This is a genomic window from Pseudomonas sp. 13B_3.2_Bac1, from assembly GCF_025466205.1.
Classification (GTDB): Bacteria; Pseudomonadota; Gammaproteobacteria; order Pseudomonadales; family Pseudomonadaceae; genus Aquipseudomonas; species Aquipseudomonas fluorescens_H.
The window spans coordinates 1-20,326 of record NZ_JANLOG010000109.1; the positions used below are offsets into that span (position 1 = coordinate 1).

Sequence of the window (20,326 nt, forward strand, 5' to 3'; positions counted from 1 at the left end):
CCCCCCCCCCCCCCCCCCGGCCCCGCCCCCCCCCCCCCCCCCCCCCCCCCCCCCCCCCCCCCACAGGGGTTAGTGCTGGCATTGATCATGGCGCTGTTGTTGAGTGGCTGCATGGTCGGTCCGGATTATCAGAAACCGGCCATGGAACTGCCGACCTCTTTCAAGGAAGGCACCCAATGGCAGCGCGCCCAGGCCAATCCGCAGGGGGCGCTGAACAGCCAGTGGTGGCGGATTTATCAGGATCCGACACTCAACGATCTGGTCGAGCGCTCGGCCAGGGCCAACCCGTCGATCATTGGTGCCGAAGCGGCGTATCGGCTGGCGCAGGCACAAGTGGCATCGAGCCGCGCCGGGTTGTGGCCGACGGTGGGCGTGGGCTTGTCCGGCGCGCGCGGGGTCGGTGGCGGGGCCAGCGGCAGCACCACCAGCGGCTTGACCGGCACCAGCAGCAGTGGCGGCACCGTCGAGCAATCCGTCAGCGCGACCTTGAGCGCCAGTTGGGAACCGGATCTGTGGGGCCAGGTGCGGCGCGGCATCGAATCGAGCCAGGCCTCGCTGCAATCGTCCGATGCCTTGCTGGCCGGGGTGCGGCTGTCGATTGGAGCGAGCGTAGCGACCAATTATCTGGGGCTGCGGCAACTGGATATGGACATCGATCTTTTGCAGCAACAGCAGACCATCAACCAGCAACTGCTGACGATGATCCAGGCGCAAACCGTGCAGGGTACGGCGACCAACGATCAATTGCTGGTGGCGCAGGATCAATTGAGCACGGTGATTGCCGCGCTGCAAACCGCGCAGCGTTCACGCGAGCAGGCCGAGCATGCATTGGCGGTGCTGGTGGGCGTGGCGCCGGCGCAGTTCAATCTGCCCAAGGCTGCCGACTATCAGTTCACCACGCCGATGCCGCCGCCGGTGCTGCCGTCGAATCTGCTGCTGCGGCGTCCCGATGTGGTCTCGGCCGAACGCTTGGCAGCAGCGGCCAACGCGCGAATCGGCGTCGCCGAAGCGGCGTTTTTCCCGACCCTGAGCCTGACCGCCGAAGGCGGTTTTCGCGGCACGGCGCTGGGCGGTCTGTTCTCGGTGCCGAACCGCATCTGGACCCTCGGCCCGGCGCTGGCCGAAACGATTTTCGACGGCGGCGCCCGCGAAGCCGCCAAGCAGGAAGCCGAAGCCACCTACGATCAGGACGTGGCGAATTATCGCGGCACGGTGCTCGGTGCGTTGCAGAACGTCGAGGACAACCTGTCGGCGATCAATCACTTGCACACCCAGGCGCAGGCCTACGAGCAGATGTTCCAGCGCAATCAGCAATTGTTCGGCAGCCAGCAGGCGCAGCAGCGCGCGGGCACGGTCAGCCAGCAAGCGGTATTGACTCAGCAATTGGTGCTGTTGCAGGCCGAGCAGAACCTGCGCGACACGCAAGGTTTGCTCAGTCAGGGCAGTGTCGCGCTGTTCCAGAGCCTGGGGGGTGGCTGGCAGGTGCCTTAGCGTCTCGCTCCAGTGAGTGCGGCGCGGTATGCTGCGCGCACTTTTTTCATGTAGGGAAGCCTGACCCATGGCAGGAAGCAGTTTGCTGGTGCTGATCGACGACATTGCCACCGTTCTGGACGATGTGGCGTTGATGAGCAAAATGGCCGCGAAGAAGACCGCCGGGGTGCTCGGTGATGACTTGGCGCTCAATGCCCAGCAAGTCTCCGGCGTGCGCGCCGAGCGGGAAATTCCCGTGGTCTGGGCGGTGGCCAAGGGCTCGTTTCTCAACAAACTGATTCTGGTGCCGTCGGCGTTGGCGATCAGTGCGTTTGTGCCGTGGCTGGTGACGCCGCTGTTAATGGTCGGCGGCGCCTATCTGTGCTTCGAAGGCTTCGAGAAACTCGCGCACAAGTTCCTGCACAGCAAGGCCGAAGATGACGCCGGACATGCGCAATTGACCGAGGCCGTGGCCGGGCCGAGCACCGATCTGGTGGTTTACGAGAAGGACAAGATCAAAGGCGCGATCCGCACCGATTTCATCCTTTCGGCGGAAATCATCGCCATCACCCTCGGCACCGTGGCCGACGCTTCGCTGACCCAGCAAGTGATCGTGATGTCCGGCATCGCCATCGTCATGACTGTCGGTGTTTATGGCCTGGTGGCCGGCATCGTCAAACTCGACGACCTCGGCCTGTGGCTGACGCAGAAACCCGGTGCCGCAGCGAAAAGCATCGGCAACGCGATCCTGCGCGCCGCGCCGTACATGATGAAAGGCCTGTCGGTGATCGGCACGGCGGCGATGTTCCTGGTCGGCGGCGGCATCCTCACCCACGGCATTCCTGCGGTGCATCACTGGATTGAAAGTGTGGGGGCGGCGTCCGGTAGTGTCGGGTTTGCAGTCCCGGTGCTGCTCAATGGCGTGGCCGGGATTATTGCCGGGGGCGTGGTGTTGCTCGCGGTGAGCCTGGTTGGCAAATTGTGGAAAGCTGTGCGGGCGTAAGGACGCCCGCAGGTGTTCATGCCGGGCGATCAGCGCTCTTCAGCAGATGCTTCGACAGGTAGTGCGCGACGGCTTCATCGGTGCATCGGCCGATGATCTCCGCTTCGGGCAGTGCCTGTCTCAACTCGGCATGTGCGTTGCCCATCAGCACGCCTTTGCCGACACTGGCCAGCATGTCGGCGTCGTTCATGGCGTCACCAAACGCGATGCAGGCCTGAATCGGCACGTTGAGGAATTCGGCCAGCTGCTTCAGGGCATTGCCCTTGGAGACGTCTCTGGCCATGACCTCCAGGCACCATGGAAACGTGAATACCGTGCCGATCTGATCGCCCAGCCGTTGTTCCAGCCGCGCCTGCAGCCTGAGCAGGGCGTCATGATCCTTGCTGCGTTGAAAGAAAAACACTTTCTGCACAGCCTGCAGCGGCAGATTCTCGGTCGCGCAGAGTGTTGGCTGGAAGTCCGGGTTCTGGCTGAAGTCCTTCAGGTTTTCGTCTTCTCGACTCATCAGCCAGCCGGATCGGCAGTAAAGGTTGATGGTCAGGTCGGTGTCGGCGCGGGTTTCCTCGAGCAATGTCTGAACAACGGCGGTCGATAATTCCGCGCTCAGTGAAAGCCCGCCACAGGTGCTGGAGATGCGCGCGCCATTGGCGGTGATCAGGTGAACCGGCGGTGACTGACTGTCGAGCAATGACTCGACGTCCGTCTGATGCCGACCCGTCGCCAGCACGATGTGATGACCTGCGCGGTTCAGGCTGTGAATCACGCTTTTGGTAAAGGCACCGAAAGTATCGCCTGGCAGCAGCAGCGTGCCATCCAGGTCAGAGGCAATAAGCAAGTACATCATGACTCCTCGGAAGGGATCGCCTGCCCACCCAGTTGACCGGGCGTACGCCGCTGTCTGAAAGACGAAATGGCGGCGTCAGTCTTTACCCGGGCGGGCGCAGAAGGGCAGGCATATGAAAAGAATGTCGGGCGTGCAGACGCGCTGACAAGCTCGGCGGGGCCGATGCTTGCCAGCGGTTTGAAGGGTTTACTCGGCAATCTGCAGCTTGCGCGACTCGGTGTACACGTAACGGACTTTCTCGTACTCGAACGGCGAGTTCATCTGGCCGTAGCGGAAGTTGGTCTGGTAGCGCTTGTCGACCGCGCGCAGGGCCCAGATTTCCGGGTGGTTTTCGCTGACTTTCGACACGTTCAGGTAGTTGATCGCCGATTCGGCGGTGTAGTCGACGGCCAGGCCGGCGGTGTCGCGGATGTTCGACGGGCCGAGGATCGGCAACACGAAGTAGGCGCCGCCCGGTACGCCGTAGAAGCCCAGGGTCTGACCGAAGTCTTCGCTCTGGCGTGGCAGGCCCATGGCGGTGGCCGGGTCCCACAGACCGGCGACGCCGATAGTGGTGTTGAGCAGCAGCCGCGCCGTGGTTTCCATCGAGCGCTTGCCCTTGAACTGCAGCAGGCTGTTGACCAGGTTCGGCACGTCGCCGAGGTTGTTGAAGAAGTTGCTCACCCCGGTACGCAGGAAGCTTGGCGTCACGTAGCGATAACCGTCGACCACTGGCAGGAACACCCATTGGTCGAAGCGGTAGTTGAAGTGGTAGACGCGGCGGTTCCACGACTCCAACGGGTCGTAAACGTTGAGCGCGTTAAGCGTCGAGCGTTCGAATTCACGCTGGTCCAGACCCGGGTTGAACTTGAGTTTGGACAGCGGTTCCTTGAAGCCGTCGCTGTCGACCACCACGGGCGCGTTGGCTTTGCTGTTGTCGGCCTGGGCCACGCCTGCACTGAGGAGCGCTGCAATCAGCAGGAGATATTTAGCCACGGAAGAACTCCAGCATGGCGTCGCTGTTGACGCGGTAGTTAAGGTTGCCGCAATGGCCGCCGTAAGGATAAACGGTCAGGCGATCGCCGAAGGTCTTGCGCAGGAAACCGAGGTCGCCGGGGCCGAGGATCACATCGTCGGCGTTATGCATGACGGCGATTTTCGGGCTGTCGTGCAGGTAATCCTTGAGCGCGTAAAGGCTGACCTGGTCGATCAGTTGCAACAGGCTGCCGCCGTCGGTGCGCGCGCGCCACATCGGGATCACCTGTTCGGTCAGGTAGCAGTCGAAGTCGCATTGCAGCGCACGCTTGAGGAATGGCGTGAGGCTGGTGCCTTCGGTGATCGGGAATTTCGGCGGGGTGATCAGGCCGCGACGGTTGATCAGGTCGGAAGTGAAGGCAATGTCGGCCGCCGAGAAACGGAACGAGGTGCCGATCAGCATCGCCATCTGTTCGTTGGTCAGATGCTGTTTCGACTGCTGGAAGTCGTAGAGCAGGGCGTCGTTGAGGTCGATGTAGCCTTTCTGCTGGAAGTAGCGGGTCAGCTTGTTCAGCACCAGTTCATAGAAGGTGGTGCTGTTGTTGATGCCTTTCACCTCGGTCTGCACCAGCTTGTCGAGGTTGGTGATCGAGGTATAGAGGTTGACCGGCGGGTTGAGCAGCAGGACTTTCTTGAAGTTGAAGCTGCGCCGGGTTTCGTCCAGGTGCGCGACGAACGCGGCATCCAGCGCACCGAGGCTGTAGCCGCTGAGGTAGTACTCGGTGACCGGCAATTTCGGATGTTGCGCGCGCACGGCTTGCATCACCCGGTACATGTCTTCGGCGTCTTCCTTGGTGATGCCCGGGGTGGCGAAGCGTGAGGCGGCGCTGATGAAGTCGAAGCTGGTCGGCGACGACAACTGCACGACGTGGTAGCCGGCCTTGTAATAGAGCTTCTTCAGGTATTCGTTGATCGCGCTGTCATAGCGCGCGCCGGTGCCGGCGATCAGGAAGATCAGCGGCGCCGGTTTGTCCTGTTCGGCGATGCGGTACGTGAGTTTTTTCACTGCCCAGAAATTGTCCGGGAGAATGAATGCCCGTTCCGGGCGCAGGGTAATGCTGTGGTCGGACTGGTTGATCTCGTCGTCCGAAGGCAATTCCGGGCGCAGGTCCGGTGGCGTCGTGGCGATGGTCGCCTCGAACGGGTTGGTCAGGGGATAGCCATAACCGGCGGCATCGATATCCACCGCCAGTGCGGACGCACTCAGAATAAGGCCGCAGAAAAGCGCGGCGAAGCGCAAGGAACGGAGCATGACTGGATCCCTTAAAGGAAGGTGCCGAATGAAGTTCGCAGGCTATGACCACCGGGGTTGCGCCAAAGTGCCATGCCTCGGCACCAAACAGGCAGAATTCGGAGTAATAGTAGCTGGACGATACACTTTGCAAGGCGCGGATGACCAGTTAACAGTTGTTAGTACTTGCCAACGGTACACGTGCGATTAAGCTGGCCGCCGATTTCGTTGATTGGAGAGATTCATGTCCCGCCGCTTGCCCGTGATCCTGTTGCTCGTTCTGTTGCCGCTGTGGCTGGCCGCCAGTTATGGCGCGCGTTATGGCTTTATGGAGGACGGTCGGTGGGTTGGCATCTGCGTCGATGAAGCGAGCCGTTGGGAATGCTCGGTACGTTCGAACCTGGGGCTGATGATCCACTTCAAGGTACTGGGCTGGACCGCGCTGGGTGCGGCGCTGCTGGGTTTTGTGCTGCCCGGGCGGGCAGGGTGGTGGCTGGCGGTGCTGGCGCTGGTGTTCGGGTTGCCGGCGCTGGCGTTGTACAACACGACTTTGGCGGTATTTGCGGTGGTGATTGCCGGGTTGCGGTTGGTCCGGGAATCCCGTAGCGCCTGATCCTCAGCCTTCGCGAGCAAGCCCGCTCCCACATTTAATCGAGTTCCTTCAGTTGGAATGCAATCAAATGTGGGAGCGGGCTTGCTCGCGAAGGGGCAAGACTGGCCTCTGGAGATCAGCCCTTGCGAACCCGCAGGCAGCGCCAAAGTGCCGCCACCAGCAACCCGCTGACCAACGCCCAGCCCCATGCCTGCTGATTCAACAATCCCTCTTCATACAACTGCGGCGCAATGCCGGCGCCGATGATAAAGGTCAGCAGGGCGATTTCCCGACGCGGCACGCTGACCGGCCGGCACACGTAAACCAGCGCCGGCAAGATGAACGCCATGCTGGCAAAGCTGCGATAACGTGCATCGAAGACCATCTCCAGCATCATCACCGCCGCCGCGAAACCTGCCAGCGCCACCAGCCAGCCGGCACGGCGCTCGAGCCGATTGAAGACGCTTTCACGCCAACCCTGGCGGGCGCTCAGGCTCAGCGCGGCATGGGCCAGCACCAACAGATTCAAGACCGTCAGCAAACCGACCCACAGCCATTCGCTGGCAAACCGCGTGGTCACTCGCGCCAGATCACCCCAGGCGCCGATCGAGCAAGCGGCCAGCGCACCGAGCAGCGGCAGGATCAACGCCGATCGGGTGGTGCGCACCCGGCCGCCGAGCAGCAGCGTGCCGAGGAAGATCAGCCCGCCAACCCCCAGCCATTCCTTCCAGTACGGCACGTTGGTCACCGGTCCGGCGAGCACGCCCTTGTCCTGGCGATCGGCATCAAACAGGCCCCAATAGCCGCCCACCGCACCTTCGCTGCCACGTTTCCATGGCTGGTCGAACGCCTCGATCAGGTTGTAATGCCAGCCTTCCTTCTCGGCCATCGCGACAAAGCCACGAATGAACTTGGCCTCGTTGACCCGGCTCGGCAGGGCGGTCTCGCGTTGGCGACCTTCGCTGGGCCAACCGGTTTCGCCGATCATCACGTCCTTGGGCGCGAACTTGTTGCCGAACACCTGACGCACATCCGCCACATGTTGCAGCGCGACGTCGATGTTCGACGGATCGTCTTCCCAGTACGGCAACAGGTGAATGGTCAGGAAATCCACCGCCGGCGCGACTTCCGGGTGCTTGAGCCAGAACTCCCAGACATCGGCATAGGTGACCGGTTGCTTGACCTGGCTTTTGACCTTGTTGATCAGTCTGGCCAGTTGCGCGCCGGTGACTTCCTTGCGCAGCAAGGCTTCGTTGCCGACGATCACCGCGCTGACCACATCCGGGTTGGCGTTGGCCGAGGCGATCAACTGGTCGACCTCTTTTTCGGTGTCCACCGGGTTGCTGTTGACCCAGGCGCCGATCATCAGCTTCAAACCGTGTTTGCGCGCCAGTTCCGGCAGCGCTTCGAGGCCGGTCATCGAATAGGTGCGGATGCACTCGAAGCGCGTCGCCAGCAGGGCGAGGTCGGCGTCCATACGCTCCGGGCGCAGTTTGAACGGTACGTCGAACGGCGACTGATCCTTGTCGAACGGCGTGTAGGAGGCGCATTGCAACTTGTGCGTCGGGGTCGCGGCGTCCGGCAGGATCACCGGTTTGCCGAGGCCGTACCAGAAGCCACCGAGGGCAAACAGGCCGAGCAGGCAGGCGAAGAGGTAAGGAAGAAAGGGAAAGCGGGAAGTCGCGGACATGGTCAGGCCGAGTGGCTGCAAAGCGACGCATGTTACCTGCATTTTTCAGCGGTTGGTGGCCTGCATGATTTGCCCATGCAAAGTTCGGGCGGATTGTCTGGCGCCATTTATTCGGAGGCGATTAATGGCCTTCTGATGTCGTTTCTCGGTGTATTGAGGTCGCTGACAGAGCAGGTCGCTGCGGGCGTCAGGCCGATGATCGAAAGCGTCAGCACTCCACTGGCGTTCAAGCGAGTTTGCGGTCAGGCGTGATGGGGGCGCTGTGCACCATAACAATACGTTGACGATGCCCGGCATCCGTTGGGCGCAGCATTTCGGGGAAGTAAACGATGAAGATGCGACGACTTTTAGGCGCAGGTGCCGCTCTGGTGCTTGCGATGAGTTCCACATTCGCCAGCGCTGAAAAACAGACCCTGAACATCGGTTACGTTGACGGCTGGTCCGACAGCGTCGCGACCACCCATGTGGCGGCCGAGGTGATCAAGCAGAAACTCGGCTACGACGTGAAGTTGCAAGCCGTCGCCACCGGGATCATGTGGCAGGGCGTGGCCACCGGCAAACTCGATGCGATGCTTTCGGCCTGGCTGCCGGTCACCCACGGCGAATACTGGGCGAAGAACAAGGATCTGGTCGTGGATTACGGCCCGAACTTCAAGGATGCGAAAATCGGCCTGATCGTGCCGGAGTACGTCAAAGCGAAATCGATCGAAGACCTCAAGACCGATGACAGCTTCAAGAACCGCATCGTCGGCATCGACGCCGGTTCAGGCGTAATGCTCAAAACCGATCAGGCGATCAAGGATTACGGCCTGGACAAATATACGCTCAAGGCCAGTTCCGGCGCCGGCATGATTGCCGAGCTGACCCGCGCCGAGAAAAAGAACGAGTCGATTGCGGTCACCGGTTGGGTGCCGCACTGGATGTTCGCCAAGTGGAAACTGCGTTTCCTCGACGACCCGAAAGGCGTGTACGGCGCGGCTGAAACCGTGAACAGCATCGGCAGCAAAGAGCTGGATGCCAAGGCTCCAGAAGTTGCCAAGTTCCTGAAAAACTTCCAGTGGGCGTCGAAAGACGAGATCGGCGAAGTCATGCTGGCCATCCAGGACGGCGCCAAGCCAGAAGCGGCGGCCAAGGATTGGGTCGCCAAGCACCCGGATCGCGTGGCTGACTGGACCAAATAAAAGTACCAACAACGCCTGACCCCTGTGGGAGCGAGCTTGCTCGCGAAAGCGGTGTAACAGTTGACAGAAATGTTGGCTGACACGACGCCTTCGCGAGCAAGCTCGCTCCCACATTTGTTTCCAGCGACAAGTCCCGTCTTGCAGGGTTTACGGCTGTTTCAAAGCCTCTTTCCAACTCTTTCGGCTAATTACCGTCCGAAAATTGGCGAAAACGTCATGTCGTTCTAATACTAAGGTCGTCTGGAACCCGTTCCGCAGCCGCATACAGTGGATACGTTCCAACAATAATCTGTGCTGCGAGGATAAAAACAATGAACGACAGCATTTACCTCTCGATTCAAAACAGCCCGCGCTTCAAGGAGCTGGTGAGAAAAAGGGAACGATTCGCCTGGATTCTCTCGGCAATCATGCTCGGGCTTTACTCCGCATTCATTCTGCTGATCGCCTACGGGCCGCAAGTGCTCGGGGCGAAACTCAGTCCGGGATCTTCGATTACCTGGGGCATTCCGATTGGTGTCGGCCTGATCGTCTCGGCCTTCATCCTGACCGCGATCTACGTACGGCGCGCCAATGGCGAGTTTGACGACCTGAACAATGCGATTCTCAAGGAGGCTCAGCAATGATCCGGCGTCTACTGGCTCTTTTGAGCATCGCAGCGTTCGCTCCAGCCGTCTGGGCCGCTGACGCCTTGACCGGCGAAGTCCACAAACAACCGCTCAACGTTTCCGCCATCGCCATGTTCGTGGTGTTCGTCGGTGCGACCCTGTGCATCACCTACTGGGCCTCCAAACGCAACACGTCGGCCGCCGACTACTATGCGGCGGGCGGCAAGATCACTGGTTTCCAGAACGGTCTGGCGATTGCCGGTGACTACATGTCGGCGGCATCCTTCCTGGGGATTTCCGCGCTGGTGTTCACCTCCGGCTACGACGGCCTGATCTACTCGATCGGCTTTCTGGTGGGCTGGCCGATCATTCTGTTCCTGATCGCCGAGCGTCTGCGTAACCTGGGCAAATACACCTTTGCCGACGTGGCGTCCTACCGCCTCGGGCAAACCCAGATCCGCACCCTGTCCGCCTGCGGTTCGCTGGTGGTGGTAGCGTTCTACCTGATCGCGCAAATGGTCGGTGCCGGCAAGTTGATCCAGCTGCTGTTCGGTCTCGACTACTACGTCGCGGTGATTCTGGTCGGTATCCTGATGTGCATGTACGTGCTGTTCGGCGGCATGCTGGCGACCACCTGGGTGCAGATCATCAAGGCTGTGCTGTTGCTGTCCGGTGCCTCGTTCATGGCGCTGATGGTGATGAAACACGTCAACTTCGACTTCAACACACTGTTCTCCGAGGCAATCAAGGTTCACCCGAAAGGTGAAGCGATCATGAGCCCGGGCGGTCTGGTGAAAGATCCGATTTCGGCGTTCTCCCTGGGCCTGGCCCTGATGTTCGGTACCGCTGGTCTGCCGCACATCCTGATGCGCTTCTTCACCGTGAGTGATGCGAAAGAAGCCCGCAAGAGCGTGCTGTACGCCACCGGTTTCATTGGCTACTTCTACATCCTGACCTTCATCATCGGCTTCGGAGCGATTCTGCTGGTCAGCACCAATCCTGACTTCAAGGATGCGGCGGGCGCTCTGCTCGGCGGCAACAACATGGCGGCGGTGCACCTGGCTGACGCAGTGGGCGGCAGCATCTTCCTCGGCTTCATCTCGGCGGTGGCGTTCGCGACTATTCTGGCGGTGGTGGCGGGTCTGACCCTGGCCGGTGCTTCGGCGGTGTCGCACGACCTGTATGCCAGCGTGATCAAGAAGGGCAAGGCCAACGACAAGGATGAGATTCGCGTGTCGAAGATCACCACCATCGCATTGGGTGTGCTGGCGATTGGTCTGGGCATCCTGTTCGAAAGCCAGAACATTGCGTTCATGGTCGGCCTGGCGTTCTCCATCGCGGCGAGCTGCAACTTCCCGGTGCTGTTGCTTTCAATGTACTGGAAGAAGCTGACCACCCGCGGCGCGATGATCGGCGGCTGGTTGGGGCTGATCAGTGCGGTGGGGCTGATGATCCTTGGCCCGACCATCTGGGTGCAGATTCTGCATCACGAGAAGGCGATCTTCCCGTACGAGTATCCGGCGCTGTTCTCGATGGTTATCGCGTTCATCGGGATCTGGTTCTTCTCGATCACCGACAAGTCGGCTGCGGCCGAGAACGAGCGGGCGCTGTTCTTCCCGCAGTTTGTGCGTTCGCAGACGGGGTTGGGGGCGAGTGGGGCGGTTTCGCACTAAGCGCTGATTAGATGTTTTGAGTGAAATGCCCTGGTTGAGAGATCGGGGCATTTTTTTTGTGGGCGGTTATCGGGCTAGGGCCTTGGTGTTTGGTGGTTATTGAGTACATATCCGTTGCTGCGGTAACGGCTACTTAGGGTTCCGCCCTTACGGCGGGTCACTTTTGGCAAACGCCCCAAAAGTAACCAAAAGGTCTGTGCCCTGACGTTCGGCCCTCGCCTGGGCTCGGGTTCCTTCGCTCCGGGATTCATCCGGGGGGCAGCGCCTACGGTTTGCTTCGCTGCACCTCCTCTCGCTGTGTTTGGCTGCGCCAAACGGTCGCTGCGCTCCCACCCCCGGATAAACCCCTCCACTCAGCCTGCCGACGGGCCCTGAGATCAAAAGCTTTACTCGAGCTAACGCTCATTGTGTTGAGTGGGGCGGCTTCGCCGCTGGGGCAGCACGCAATCTGAACTGTACCTGCTGGCGATGGCGGCCTACGAGCCGACCGATCTCTAACTGAATGCACTCAATCCAAATGTGGGAGCGGGCTTGCTCGCGAAGGCGGCCTGCCAGCCGACCAATCTCTAACTGAATACACCCAATCCCATGTAGGAACTGCCGAAGGCTGTGATCTTTTGATCTGCTTTGGCTTTGGCTTTTGATGCGGCTTTTGATCTTCAGCCCCTTCGGCAGGCCGAGCGTAGGCGTCCATCAGGGGGTAGGCGCGCAGCGCCATGCGGCGAAGCCGCATACATCGAGAGGAGGTGCAGCGAAGCAAACCGTAGGCGATGCCCCCTGATGGACACCGTAGCGAGGGAACACTGAGCCTAAGCGAAGTGCCGTACGCCGGGGCAAAGCCTTTTGGGTTACCTTTTCGGCGTTTGGAAAAGGTGACTCGCTGTAAGAGCGAAACCATAGGAGGCCGTTACCGCAGCAACGGATATACACCCAAAACCCCAAAACCCAGTCGGCCCCCAGGCCGCTGCGACCAAACAAACAAAAACGGCCTCTATATAAGAGGCCGTTCCCGATCCAACTTCAAGACGTTATCGCAAGACAGGTCTTATTTGCGGTCTTCCAGCTTGGTGATATCACGCGACTCGTAGCCAGTATACAACTGGCGCGGACGGCCAATCTTGTACGGGCTGGAGAGCATTTCTTTCCAGTGCGAGATCCAGCCGACGGTACGGGCCAGAGCGAAGATCACGGTGAACATGCTGGTTGGAATGCCGATCGCCTTGAGGATGATCCCCGAGTAGAAGTCGACGTTCGGGTACAGCGAGCGCTCAATGAAGTACGGGTCGGTCAGCGCGATCTCTTCCAGGCGCATGGCCAGTTCGAGTTGCGGATCGTTGTTGATGCCCAGTTCTTTCAGCACTTCGTCGCAGGTCTGCTTCATCACAGTCGCGCGAGGGTCGCGGTTCTTGTAAACGCGGTGACCGAAGCCCATCAGCTTGAACGGATCGTTCTTGTCCTTGGCCTTGGCGATGAACTTGTCGATGTTGGACACATCGCCAATCTCGTCAAGCATGGTCAATACGGCTTCGTTCGCACCGCCGTGGGCAGGGCCCCACAGTGCGGCGATACCGGCGGCGATACAGGCGAACGGGTTGGCACCCGAGGAGCCTGCCAGACGCACGGTGGAGGTCGATGCGTTCTGCTCGTGGTCGGCATGGAGGATGAAGATCCGGTCCATGGCCTTGGCGAGTACTGGGCTGATCGGTTTGATCTCGCACGGGGTGTTGAACATCATGTGCAGGAAGTTTTCCGCGTACGTCAGGTCGTTGCGCGGGTACATCATGGGTTGACCCATGGAGTACTTGTAAACCATCGCTGCCAGGGTCGGCATCTTGGCAACCAGACGGATCGCGGAGATTTCGCGATGCTGCGGGTTATTGATGTCCAGGGAGTCGTGGTAGAAGGCCGAGAGGGCGCCGACTACGCCGCACATGACGGCCATCGGGTGGGCGTCGCGACGGAAGCCGTTGAAGAAGGTTTTCAGCTGCTCGTGAACCATGGTGTGGTTTTTCACGGTGCTGACGAACTGGGCCTTCTGTTCTGCGGTCGGCAGTTCGCCGTTAAGCAGCAGGTAGCAGGTTTCCAGGTAGTCCGACTTTTCAGCCAGCTGTTCGATCGGGTAGCCGCGGTGCAACAGAATGCCGTTGTCGCCGTCGATATAGGTGATCTTCGATTCGCACGAAGCGGTCGACATGAAACCCGGGTCGAAAGTGAAGCGGCCCGTGGCCGTCAGGCCCCGAACATCGATTACATCGGGACCAACGGTGCCGGTTAAAATGGGCAGCTCGACGGGGGCTGCGCCCTCGATGATCAACTGCGCTTTTTTGTCAGCCATGTGGCCTCCTATTTATGCTTGAACCATCAGACAGACCCCCCACGCAGGGCCCGCACCACTATAGTGAGATAAATTCGAATGTCAATTTGCCTAAAGTCTTGCTCCAGAAGGCTTTAAGCGCACTTTTTCCTCGAAATTGACTGCCATTTACGCCTTTTATGCGACTTGTGCAATCAGCTATTGGGGGTAGGTGATTGCGTTGTCATTAGTAGCCTAACTGTCTATACTCGGCCACCGACCGCCAAGGGCTTTTGGGCTTGCTTTCATTGGGGGTCGCATCCCTGGGTGGTGGTTACCTGACCAGTGCACTCCCCAACAACTTTGCCCTGATTGTTAGGGGCTCTTCAGTGTGAAAAAAAAGCCGTGAAAAGCCAACGACCTGTAAACCTAGACCTAAGGACCATCAAACTCCCAGTCACTGCTTACACGTCCATTCTTCACCGTATCTCCGGTGTCATCCTCTTTGTGTGCCTTGCCATCATGCTTTATGCATTGGACAAGTCGCTGAGCTCCGAGGAAGGCTTCGGTCAGGTGAAAGCGTGTCTGACCAGTCCGCTAGCCAAGCTAGTGATTTGGGGCATCCTGTCCGCTCTGCTGTATCACCTGGTTGCCGGTGTGCGCCACTTGATCATGGACATGGGCATCGGTGAGACGCTGGAAGGCGGCAAGCTGGGCTCGAAAATCGTTATCGCCGTTTCCGTGGTGGTAATCGTTCTGGCAGGAGTCTGGATATGGTAACTAACGTCACGAACCTCTCGCGTTCGGGCCTCTATGACTGGATGGCGCAACGTGTGTCGGCGGTCGTTCTCGCGGCTTACTTCATCTTTCTGATCGGATACGTCGTGGCCCACCCAGGCCTCGAGTACGCCCAGTGGCATGAACTGTTCGCTCACAACGGGATGCGTATTTTCAGCCTCCTGGCCCTTGTTGCTCTCGGCGCTCACGCCTGGGTCGGCATGTGGACCATCGCGACTGATTACCTGACGCCAATGGCGTTCGGCAAGTCCGCGACGGCTATACGTTTCCTTTTCCAGGCAGTATGCGGCGTTGCAATGTTCGCTTACTTCGTCTGGGGTGTGCAGATTCTCTGGGGTATCTGAGTCATGGCTAACATTCCAACGATTTCTTTCGACGCCATCATTATTGGTGGTGGCGGTGCCGGCATGCGCGCTGCGCTGCAGTTGGCGCAGGGCGGTCACAAGACTGCGGTGATCACCAAGGTTTTCCCGACCCGTTCGCACACTGTATCCGCCCAGGGCGGCATCACCTGCGCGATCGCGTCCGCTGACCCGAACGATGACTGGCGCTGGCACATGTACGATACCGTCAAGGGTTCCGACTACATCGGTGACCAGGACGCTATCGAATACATGTGTCAGGAAGGCCCGGCTGCCGTTTTCGAGCTGGACCACATGGGTCTGCCGTTCTCGCGTACCGAACAAGGCCGTATCTACCAGCGTCCGTTCGGTGGTCAATCCAAGGACTACGGTAAAGGCGGTCAGGCTGCCCGTACCTGCGCAGCGTCCGACCGTACCGGTCACGCGCTGCTGCACACCCTTTATCAGGGCAACCTGAAAGCCGGTACCACGTTCCTGAACGAGTACTACGCGGTCGACCTGGTGAAAAACCAGGAAGGCGAGTTTGTCGGTGTGATCGCGATCTGCATCGAAACCGGCGAAACTTCGTACATCCGCGCCAAGGCCACCGTACTGGCAACTGGCGGTGCTGGCCGTATCTACGCCTCCACCACCAACGCCCTGATCAACACCGGTGACGGCGTTGGCATGGCGCTGCGTGCTGGCGTGCCGGTACAAGACATCGAAATGTGGCAGTTCCACCCGACCGGCATCGCCGGCGCCGGTGTACTGGTGACCGAAGGTTGCCGTGGTGAAGGTGGTTACCTGATCAACAAGCACGGCGAGCGTTTCATGGAGCGTTATGCTCCGAACGCGAAGGACCTGGCTGGTCGTGACGTGGTTGCCCGCTCGATGGTTAAAGAAATCATCGCCGGCAACGGTTGCGGTCCGAATGGCGACCACGTAATGCTCAAACTCGACCACCTGGGCGAGGAAGTGCTGCACAGCCGTCTGCCAGGCATCTGCGAACTGTCGAAGACTTTCGCACACGTTGACCCGGTGGTTGCACCGGTTCCGGTTGTTCCGACCTGCCACTATATGATGGGCGGCGTTGCCACCAACATTCATGGTCAGGCGATCACTCAAAACGCCGAAGGCGTGGATCAGATCATTCCTGGTCTGTTCGCGGTAGGTGAAGTGGCTTGCGTATCGGTACACGGTGCCAACCGTCTGGGCGGCAACTCGCTGCTCGACCTGGTGGTATTCGGCCGCGCTGCCGGCCTGCACCTGGAGAAGGCGCTGACCGACGGCATCGAATACGACGACGCTACCGAGTCCGACATCGAAGCAGCCCTGTCGCGTCTGAACGCGCTGAACGGCCGTACCGATGGCGAAGACGTGGCCACCCTGCGTCGCGAGCTGCAAAGCTGCATGCAGAACTACTTCGGTGTGTTCCGTACCGGCGAATACATGCAGAAGGGTATCGCTCAACTGGCTGATCTGCGCAAGCGTATCGCCAACGTGAAGATCAACGATAAGTCGCAGGCGTTCAACACTGCACGTATCGAAGCGCTCGAGCTGCAAAACCTGCTGGAAGTGGCTGAAGCTACCGCCATCGCGGCCGAAGTTCGTAAAGAGTCCCGCGGCGCTCACGCCCGTGAAGACTTCGAAGACCGTGACGACGAAAACTGGCTGTGCCACACCCTGTACTTCCCGGGTGAGAAACGCGTCGCCAAACGTGCCGTTAACTTCTCGCCGAAGACTGTTCCGACTTTCGAACCTAAAGTCCGGACTTATTAAGGGTGATCGCCATGTTGCAAGTCAGTGTTTATCGCTACAACCCTGATCAGGACGCTGCGCCGTTCATGCAGGAATTCCAGGTCGATACCGGTGGTAAAGACCTGATGGTGCTGGACGTGCTGGCCCTGATCAAAGAGCAGGACGAGGGTTTCTCCTATCGTCGCTCTTGCCGTGAAGGCGTCTGCGGCTCCGACGGCATGAACATCAACGGCAAGAACGGTCTGGCGTGCATCACGCCGCTGTCCGCTGTCGTAAAAGGCAACAAGTTGATCGTTCGTCCGCTGCCAGGTTTGCCGGTTATCCGTGACCTGGTTGTCGATATGAGCATCTTCTACAAGCAATACGAGAAGGTTAAGCCTTACCTGCAGAACGACACGCCGGCTCCGGCCATCGAGCGTCTGCAGTCCCCTGAAGAGCGTGAAAAGCTCGACGGTCTGTACGAGTGCATCCTGTGCGCCTGCTGCTCGACCTCGTGCCCGTCCTTCTGGTGGAACCCGGACAAGTTCCTGGGTCCAGCTGCCCTGCTGCAAGCGTACCGCTTCCTGGCAGACAGCCGTGACACCAAGACATCCGAGCGTCTGGCTTCGCTTGATGACCCGTTCAGCGTTTTCCGCTGCCGGGGCATCATGAACTGCGTCAACGTATGTCCGAAAGGCCTGAACCCGACTAAGGCCATCGGTCACATCCGTAACATGCTGCTTTCGAGTGGCGTGTGATTCAGCTGCTGTAACCGTAGAACCGCTGTACCGAAGAGGCTGTGGCGCGGGCTTCAACCCGCGTCATGGCTATAACCAGAGCAGTAGCCACAAGCTGCAGCTCTTATTTTGAAGAAATGAGACAAGCAGGGGCATCCGGGCTGGTACCCGGACTATCAGCGTGATCCTAAGTGGCTTGTTTTGGTCGCTGCATTCGGACTTCTGCAAGTTTGCTCGGTATTGACGCCGATGGTGTTCCCCTAACCGAGGGTGACCAAGCATGCAAGAAAGCGTGATGCAGCGCATGTGGAACAGCGCCTACCTTTCAGGTGGAAACGCTGCCTATGTGGAAGAGCTTTATGAGCTCTACCTGCACGACCCTAACGCTGTGCCAGAAGAGTGGCGCACCTACTTTCAGAAGCTGCCTGCCGACGGCAGCTCTGCCACTGATGTTTCGCACTCCACAATTCGCGATCATTTCGTGCTGCTGGCAAAGAACCAGCGCCGCGCCCAACCGGTTTCCGCCGGTAGCGTGAGCAGTGAGCACGAGAAGAAGCAGGTTGAAGTGCTGCGATTGATCCAGGCCTACCGTATGCGTGGCCACCAGGCAGCCCAGCTGGACCCGCTGGGGCTGTGGCAGCGTCCTGCACCTGCAGACCTGTCGATCAATCATTACGGCTTGACCAATGCCGATCTTGATACGACCTTCCGTGCCGGCGACCTGTTCATCGGCAAAGAGGAAGCGAGCCTACGCGAAATTCACGAAGCGTTGCAGCAGACATATTGCCGCACCATCGGCGCTGAATTTACGCACATCACCGATTCCGAGCAGCGCCACTGGTTCCAGCAGCGTCTGGAAAGCGTGCGTGGTCGTCCGACGTACTCCGCCGACATCAAAAGCCATCTGCTCGAGCGCGTCACTGCCGGTGAAGGCCTGGAAAAATACCTGGGCACCAAATACCCGGGCACCAAGCGTTTCGGTCTGGAAGGCGGCGAAAGCCTGATTCCGATGCTCGACGAACTGATCCAGCGTTCCGGTTCCTACGGCACCAAGGAAGTCGTCATCGGCATGGCCCACCGTGGCCGTCTGAACGTGCTGGTCAACACCTTCGGCAAGAACCCGCGCGAGCTGTTCGACGAGTTCGAAGGCAAGAAGAAGGTCGAGCTGGGTTCCGGTGACGTTAAATACCACCAGGGCTTCTCGTCCAACGTGATGACCGCCGGCGGTGAAGTTCACCTGGCCATGGCGTTCAACCCGTCCCACCTGGAAATCGTTTCGCCGGTGGTAGAAGGTTCGGTTCGCGCCCGTCAGGATCGTCGTAACGACCCGACCGGTGAGAAGGTTCTGCCGATCTCCATCCACGGTGACGCTGCATTCGCAGGTCAGGGCGTGGTCATGGAAACCTTCCAGATGTCGCAGACCCGCGGTTTCAAGACCGGCGGTACCGTGCACATCGTGATCAACAACCAGGTCGGTTTCACCATCAGCAACCCGCTGGACTCGCGTTCCACCGAGTACGCCACCGACGTTGCGAAGATGATCCAGGCGCCGATCCTCCATGTGAATGGCGATGATCCGGAAGCCGTGCTGTTCGTGACCCAGTTGGCCATCGACTACCGCATGCAGTTCAAGCGTGACGTGGTGATCGACCTGGTCTGCTACCGTCGTCGCGGCCACAACGAGGCCGACGAGCCAAGCGGTACCCAGCCGCTGATGTATCAGCAGATCACCAAGCAGCGCACCACCCGTGAGCTGTACGCTGATCGTCTGACCCAGGCCGGCGTACTCGACGCAGAGCGTGTTCAGGCGAAAGTCGACGAATATCGCAACGCGCTGGACAACGGTCTGCACGTCGTGAAATCGCTGGTCAAAGAGCCGAACAAAGAGCTGTTCGTGGACTGGCGTCCGTATCTGGGCCACGCCTGGACTGCGCGTCACGACACGCGTTTCGATCTGAAGACCCTGCAGGAACTGTCCGCCAAGCTGCTGGAAATTCCGGAAGGCTTCGTGGTTCAGCGTCAGGTTGCGAAGATCTACGAAGACCGTCAGAAGATGCAAGCCGGCGGCCTGCCGATCAACTGGGGTTACGCCGAAACCATGGCGTACGCGACCCTGGCGTTCGAAGGTCACCCGATCCGCATGACCGGTCAGGACATCGGCCGCGGTACGTTCTCGCACCGTCACGCTGTGCTGCACAACCAGAAAGATGCTGGCACCTACATTCCGCTGAAACACCTGTACGAAGGTCAGCCACGCTTTGACCTGTACGACTCGTTCCTGTCGGAAGAAGCGGTACTGGCCTTCGAATACGGCTACTCGACCACCACGCCAAACGCGCTGGTGATCTGGGAAGCCCAGTTCGGCGACTTCGCCAACGGTGCACAGGTTGTTATCGACCAGTTCATCACCAGCGGCGAACACAAGTGGGGCCGTCTCTGCGGTCTGACCATGCTGTTGCCGCACGGCTACGAAGGTCAGGGTCCTGAGCACAGCTCGGCACGTCTTGAGCGTTACCTGCAGCTGTGCGCCGAGCACAACATTCAGGTGTGCATGCCGACCACTCCGGCCCAGATCTACCACTTGCTGCGTCGTCAGGTGATTCGCCCGCTGCGCAAACCTCTGGTAGTGCTGACGCCGAAGTCGCTGCTGCGCCACAAGCTGGCCGTCTCGACCCTGGAAGATCTGGCCGAAGGTTCGTTCCAGACCGTGATCCCGGAAATCGATGCCCTGGACCCGAAAAAGGTCGAGCGCGTTGTTCTGTGTAGCGGCAAGGTCTACTACGACCTGCTGGAAAAACGCCGTGCCGAAGGCCGTGACGATATCGCCATCGTGCGTATCGAGCAGCTGTATCCATTCCCTGAGGACGACTTGAAAGAAGTCCTGGCGCCTTATACCAACGTCAAGCATGCCGTTTGGTGTCAGGAAGAGCCGATGAACCAGGGTGCCTGGTACTGCAGCCAGCATCACCTGCGTCGCAGCATCGGTAACCTCAACAAGTCTCTCGTACTCGAGTACGCGGGCCGTGAGGCTTCTGCTGCCCCAGCATGTGGTTACGCATCGATGCACGCCGAGCAGCAGGAAAAACTGCTGCAAGACGCGTTTACCGTTTAACGCCT

16 protein-coding genes are annotated in these 20,326 nt (G+C 59.7%); 11 read left to right on the plus strand and 5 right to left on the minus strand.

Annotated features, from left to right (window positions below):
• Positions 1-87 precede the first annotated feature (87 nt).
• Together NTD85_RS17505 and NTD85_RS17510 are read left to right on the plus strand one after the other, a co-directional pair.
• A complete protein-coding gene (locus tag NTD85_RS17505; protein ID WP_262142794.1) occupies positions 88-1,491 on the plus strand; it encodes an efflux transporter outer membrane subunit in 1,404 nt (467 codons plus the stop codon).
• A gap of 67 nt (positions 1,492-1,558) precedes the next feature.
• Positions 1,559-2,473, plus strand: coding sequence for a DUF808 domain-containing protein (locus tag NTD85_RS17510; RefSeq protein WP_262142795.1), 915 nt, complete (start codon positions 1,559-1,561; stop codon positions 2,471-2,473).
• Between the two features lie 16 nt (positions 2,474-2,489).
• Here the strand turns inward: NTD85_RS17510 and NTD85_RS17515 are convergent, their stop codons facing one another.
• The 3 genes from NTD85_RS17515 to NTD85_RS17525 form a co-directional block, all read right to left on the minus strand.
• Complete coding sequence (locus NTD85_RS17515; protein WP_201138367.1) at positions 2,490-3,314, minus strand: Cof-type HAD-IIB family hydrolase; 825 nt, start codon at positions 3,312-3,314, stop codon at positions 2,490-2,492.
• 189 nt (positions 3,315-3,503) lie between these two features.
• Positions 3,504-4,292, minus strand: coding sequence for a VacJ family lipoprotein (locus tag NTD85_RS17520; RefSeq protein ID WP_262142796.1), 789 nt, complete (start codon positions 4,290-4,292; stop codon positions 3,504-3,506).
• Positions 4,285-5,583, minus strand: a complete 1,299-nt coding sequence (locus tag NTD85_RS17525; RefSeq protein WP_003222983.1) for a hypothetical protein — start codon at positions 5,581-5,583, stop codon at positions 4,285-4,287. The genes NTD85_RS17520 and NTD85_RS17525 overlap by 8 nt, the downstream gene beginning before the upstream one ends.
• A gap of 223 nt (positions 5,584-5,806) precedes the next feature.
• Between NTD85_RS17525 and NTD85_RS17530 the strand changes: the two genes are divergently transcribed.
• Entirely contained in the window at positions 5,807-6,175 is a 369-nt protein-coding gene (locus NTD85_RS17530; protein WP_003222985.1) for a hypothetical protein, read from the plus strand.
• 115 nt (positions 6,176-6,290) lie between these two features.
• Here NTD85_RS17530 and NTD85_RS17535 read toward each other — a convergent pair whose 3' ends face one another.
• On the minus strand, positions 6,291-7,886 hold the full coding sequence (locus NTD85_RS17535; protein WP_262142797.1) for a beta (1-6) glucans synthase: 1,596 nt from the start codon (positions 7,884-7,886) through the stop codon (positions 6,291-6,293).
• Between the two features lie 287 nt (positions 7,887-8,173).
• On the opposite strand from NTD85_RS17535, the gene NTD85_RS17540 reads away from it, so the two are divergent.
• From NTD85_RS17540 to NTD85_RS17550, 3 genes are all read left to right on the plus strand, one after another.
• Positions 8,174-9,025 (plus strand): glycine betaine ABC transporter substrate-binding protein, encoded by an 852-nt coding sequence (locus NTD85_RS17540; RefSeq protein ID WP_003222989.1) that lies wholly within the window; start codon positions 8,174-8,176, stop codon positions 9,023-9,025.
• 311 nt (positions 9,026-9,336) lie between these two features.
• Positions 9,337-9,648, plus strand: coding sequence for a DUF485 domain-containing protein (locus NTD85_RS17545; RefSeq protein ID WP_003222991.1), 312 nt, complete (start codon positions 9,337-9,339; stop codon positions 9,646-9,648).
• Entirely contained in the window at positions 9,645-11,303 is a 1,659-nt protein-coding gene (locus NTD85_RS17550; RefSeq protein WP_262142798.1) for a cation acetate symporter, read from the plus strand. The genes NTD85_RS17545 and NTD85_RS17550 overlap by 4 nt, the downstream gene beginning before the upstream one ends.
• Positions 11,304-12,348: 1,045 nt before the next feature.
• On the opposite strand, the gene gltA is transcribed toward NTD85_RS17550, so the two are convergent.
• Positions 12,349-13,638: a citrate synthase gene (gltA, locus tag NTD85_RS17555; RefSeq protein WP_003222994.1), complete on the minus strand. Its 1,290-nt coding sequence runs from the start codon at positions 13,636-13,638 to the stop codon at positions 12,349-12,351.
• Positions 13,639-14,001: 363 nt separating this feature from the next.
• On the opposite strand from gltA, the gene sdhC reads away from it, so the two are divergent.
• From sdhC to NTD85_RS17580, 5 genes are all read left to right on the plus strand, one after another.
• Positions 14,002-14,376 carry a succinate dehydrogenase, cytochrome b556 subunit gene (sdhC, locus tag NTD85_RS17560; protein ID WP_016773673.1) on the plus strand — a complete coding sequence of 125 codons (375 nt, stop codon included), beginning with the start codon at positions 14,002-14,004 and terminating at the stop codon, positions 14,374-14,376.
• The gene (gene sdhD, locus NTD85_RS17565) at positions 14,370-14,738 is read left to right on the plus strand and encodes a succinate dehydrogenase, hydrophobic membrane anchor protein (protein ID WP_003222999.1); all 369 of its coding nucleotides are present in this window, start codon (positions 14,370-14,372) and stop codon (positions 14,736-14,738) included. Before sdhC ends, sdhD begins: the two co-directional genes overlap by 7 nt.
• A gap of 3 nt (positions 14,739-14,741) precedes the next feature.
• A complete protein-coding gene (gene sdhA, locus NTD85_RS17570) occupies positions 14,742-16,514 on the plus strand; it encodes a succinate dehydrogenase flavoprotein subunit (RefSeq protein WP_003223001.1) in 1,773 nt (590 codons plus the stop codon).
• An 11-nt stretch (positions 16,515-16,525) separates the two neighbouring features.
• On the plus strand, positions 16,526-17,230 hold the full coding sequence (locus NTD85_RS17575) for a succinate dehydrogenase iron-sulfur subunit (protein WP_003223007.1): 705 nt from the start codon (positions 16,526-16,528) through the stop codon (positions 17,228-17,230).
• Between the two features lie 259 nt (positions 17,231-17,489).
• Complete coding sequence (locus NTD85_RS17580; protein WP_003223009.1) at positions 17,490-20,321, plus strand: 2-oxoglutarate dehydrogenase E1 component; 2,832 nt, start codon at positions 17,490-17,492, stop codon at positions 20,319-20,321.
• The last annotated feature ends 5 nt before the right edge of the window (positions 20,322-20,326 follow it).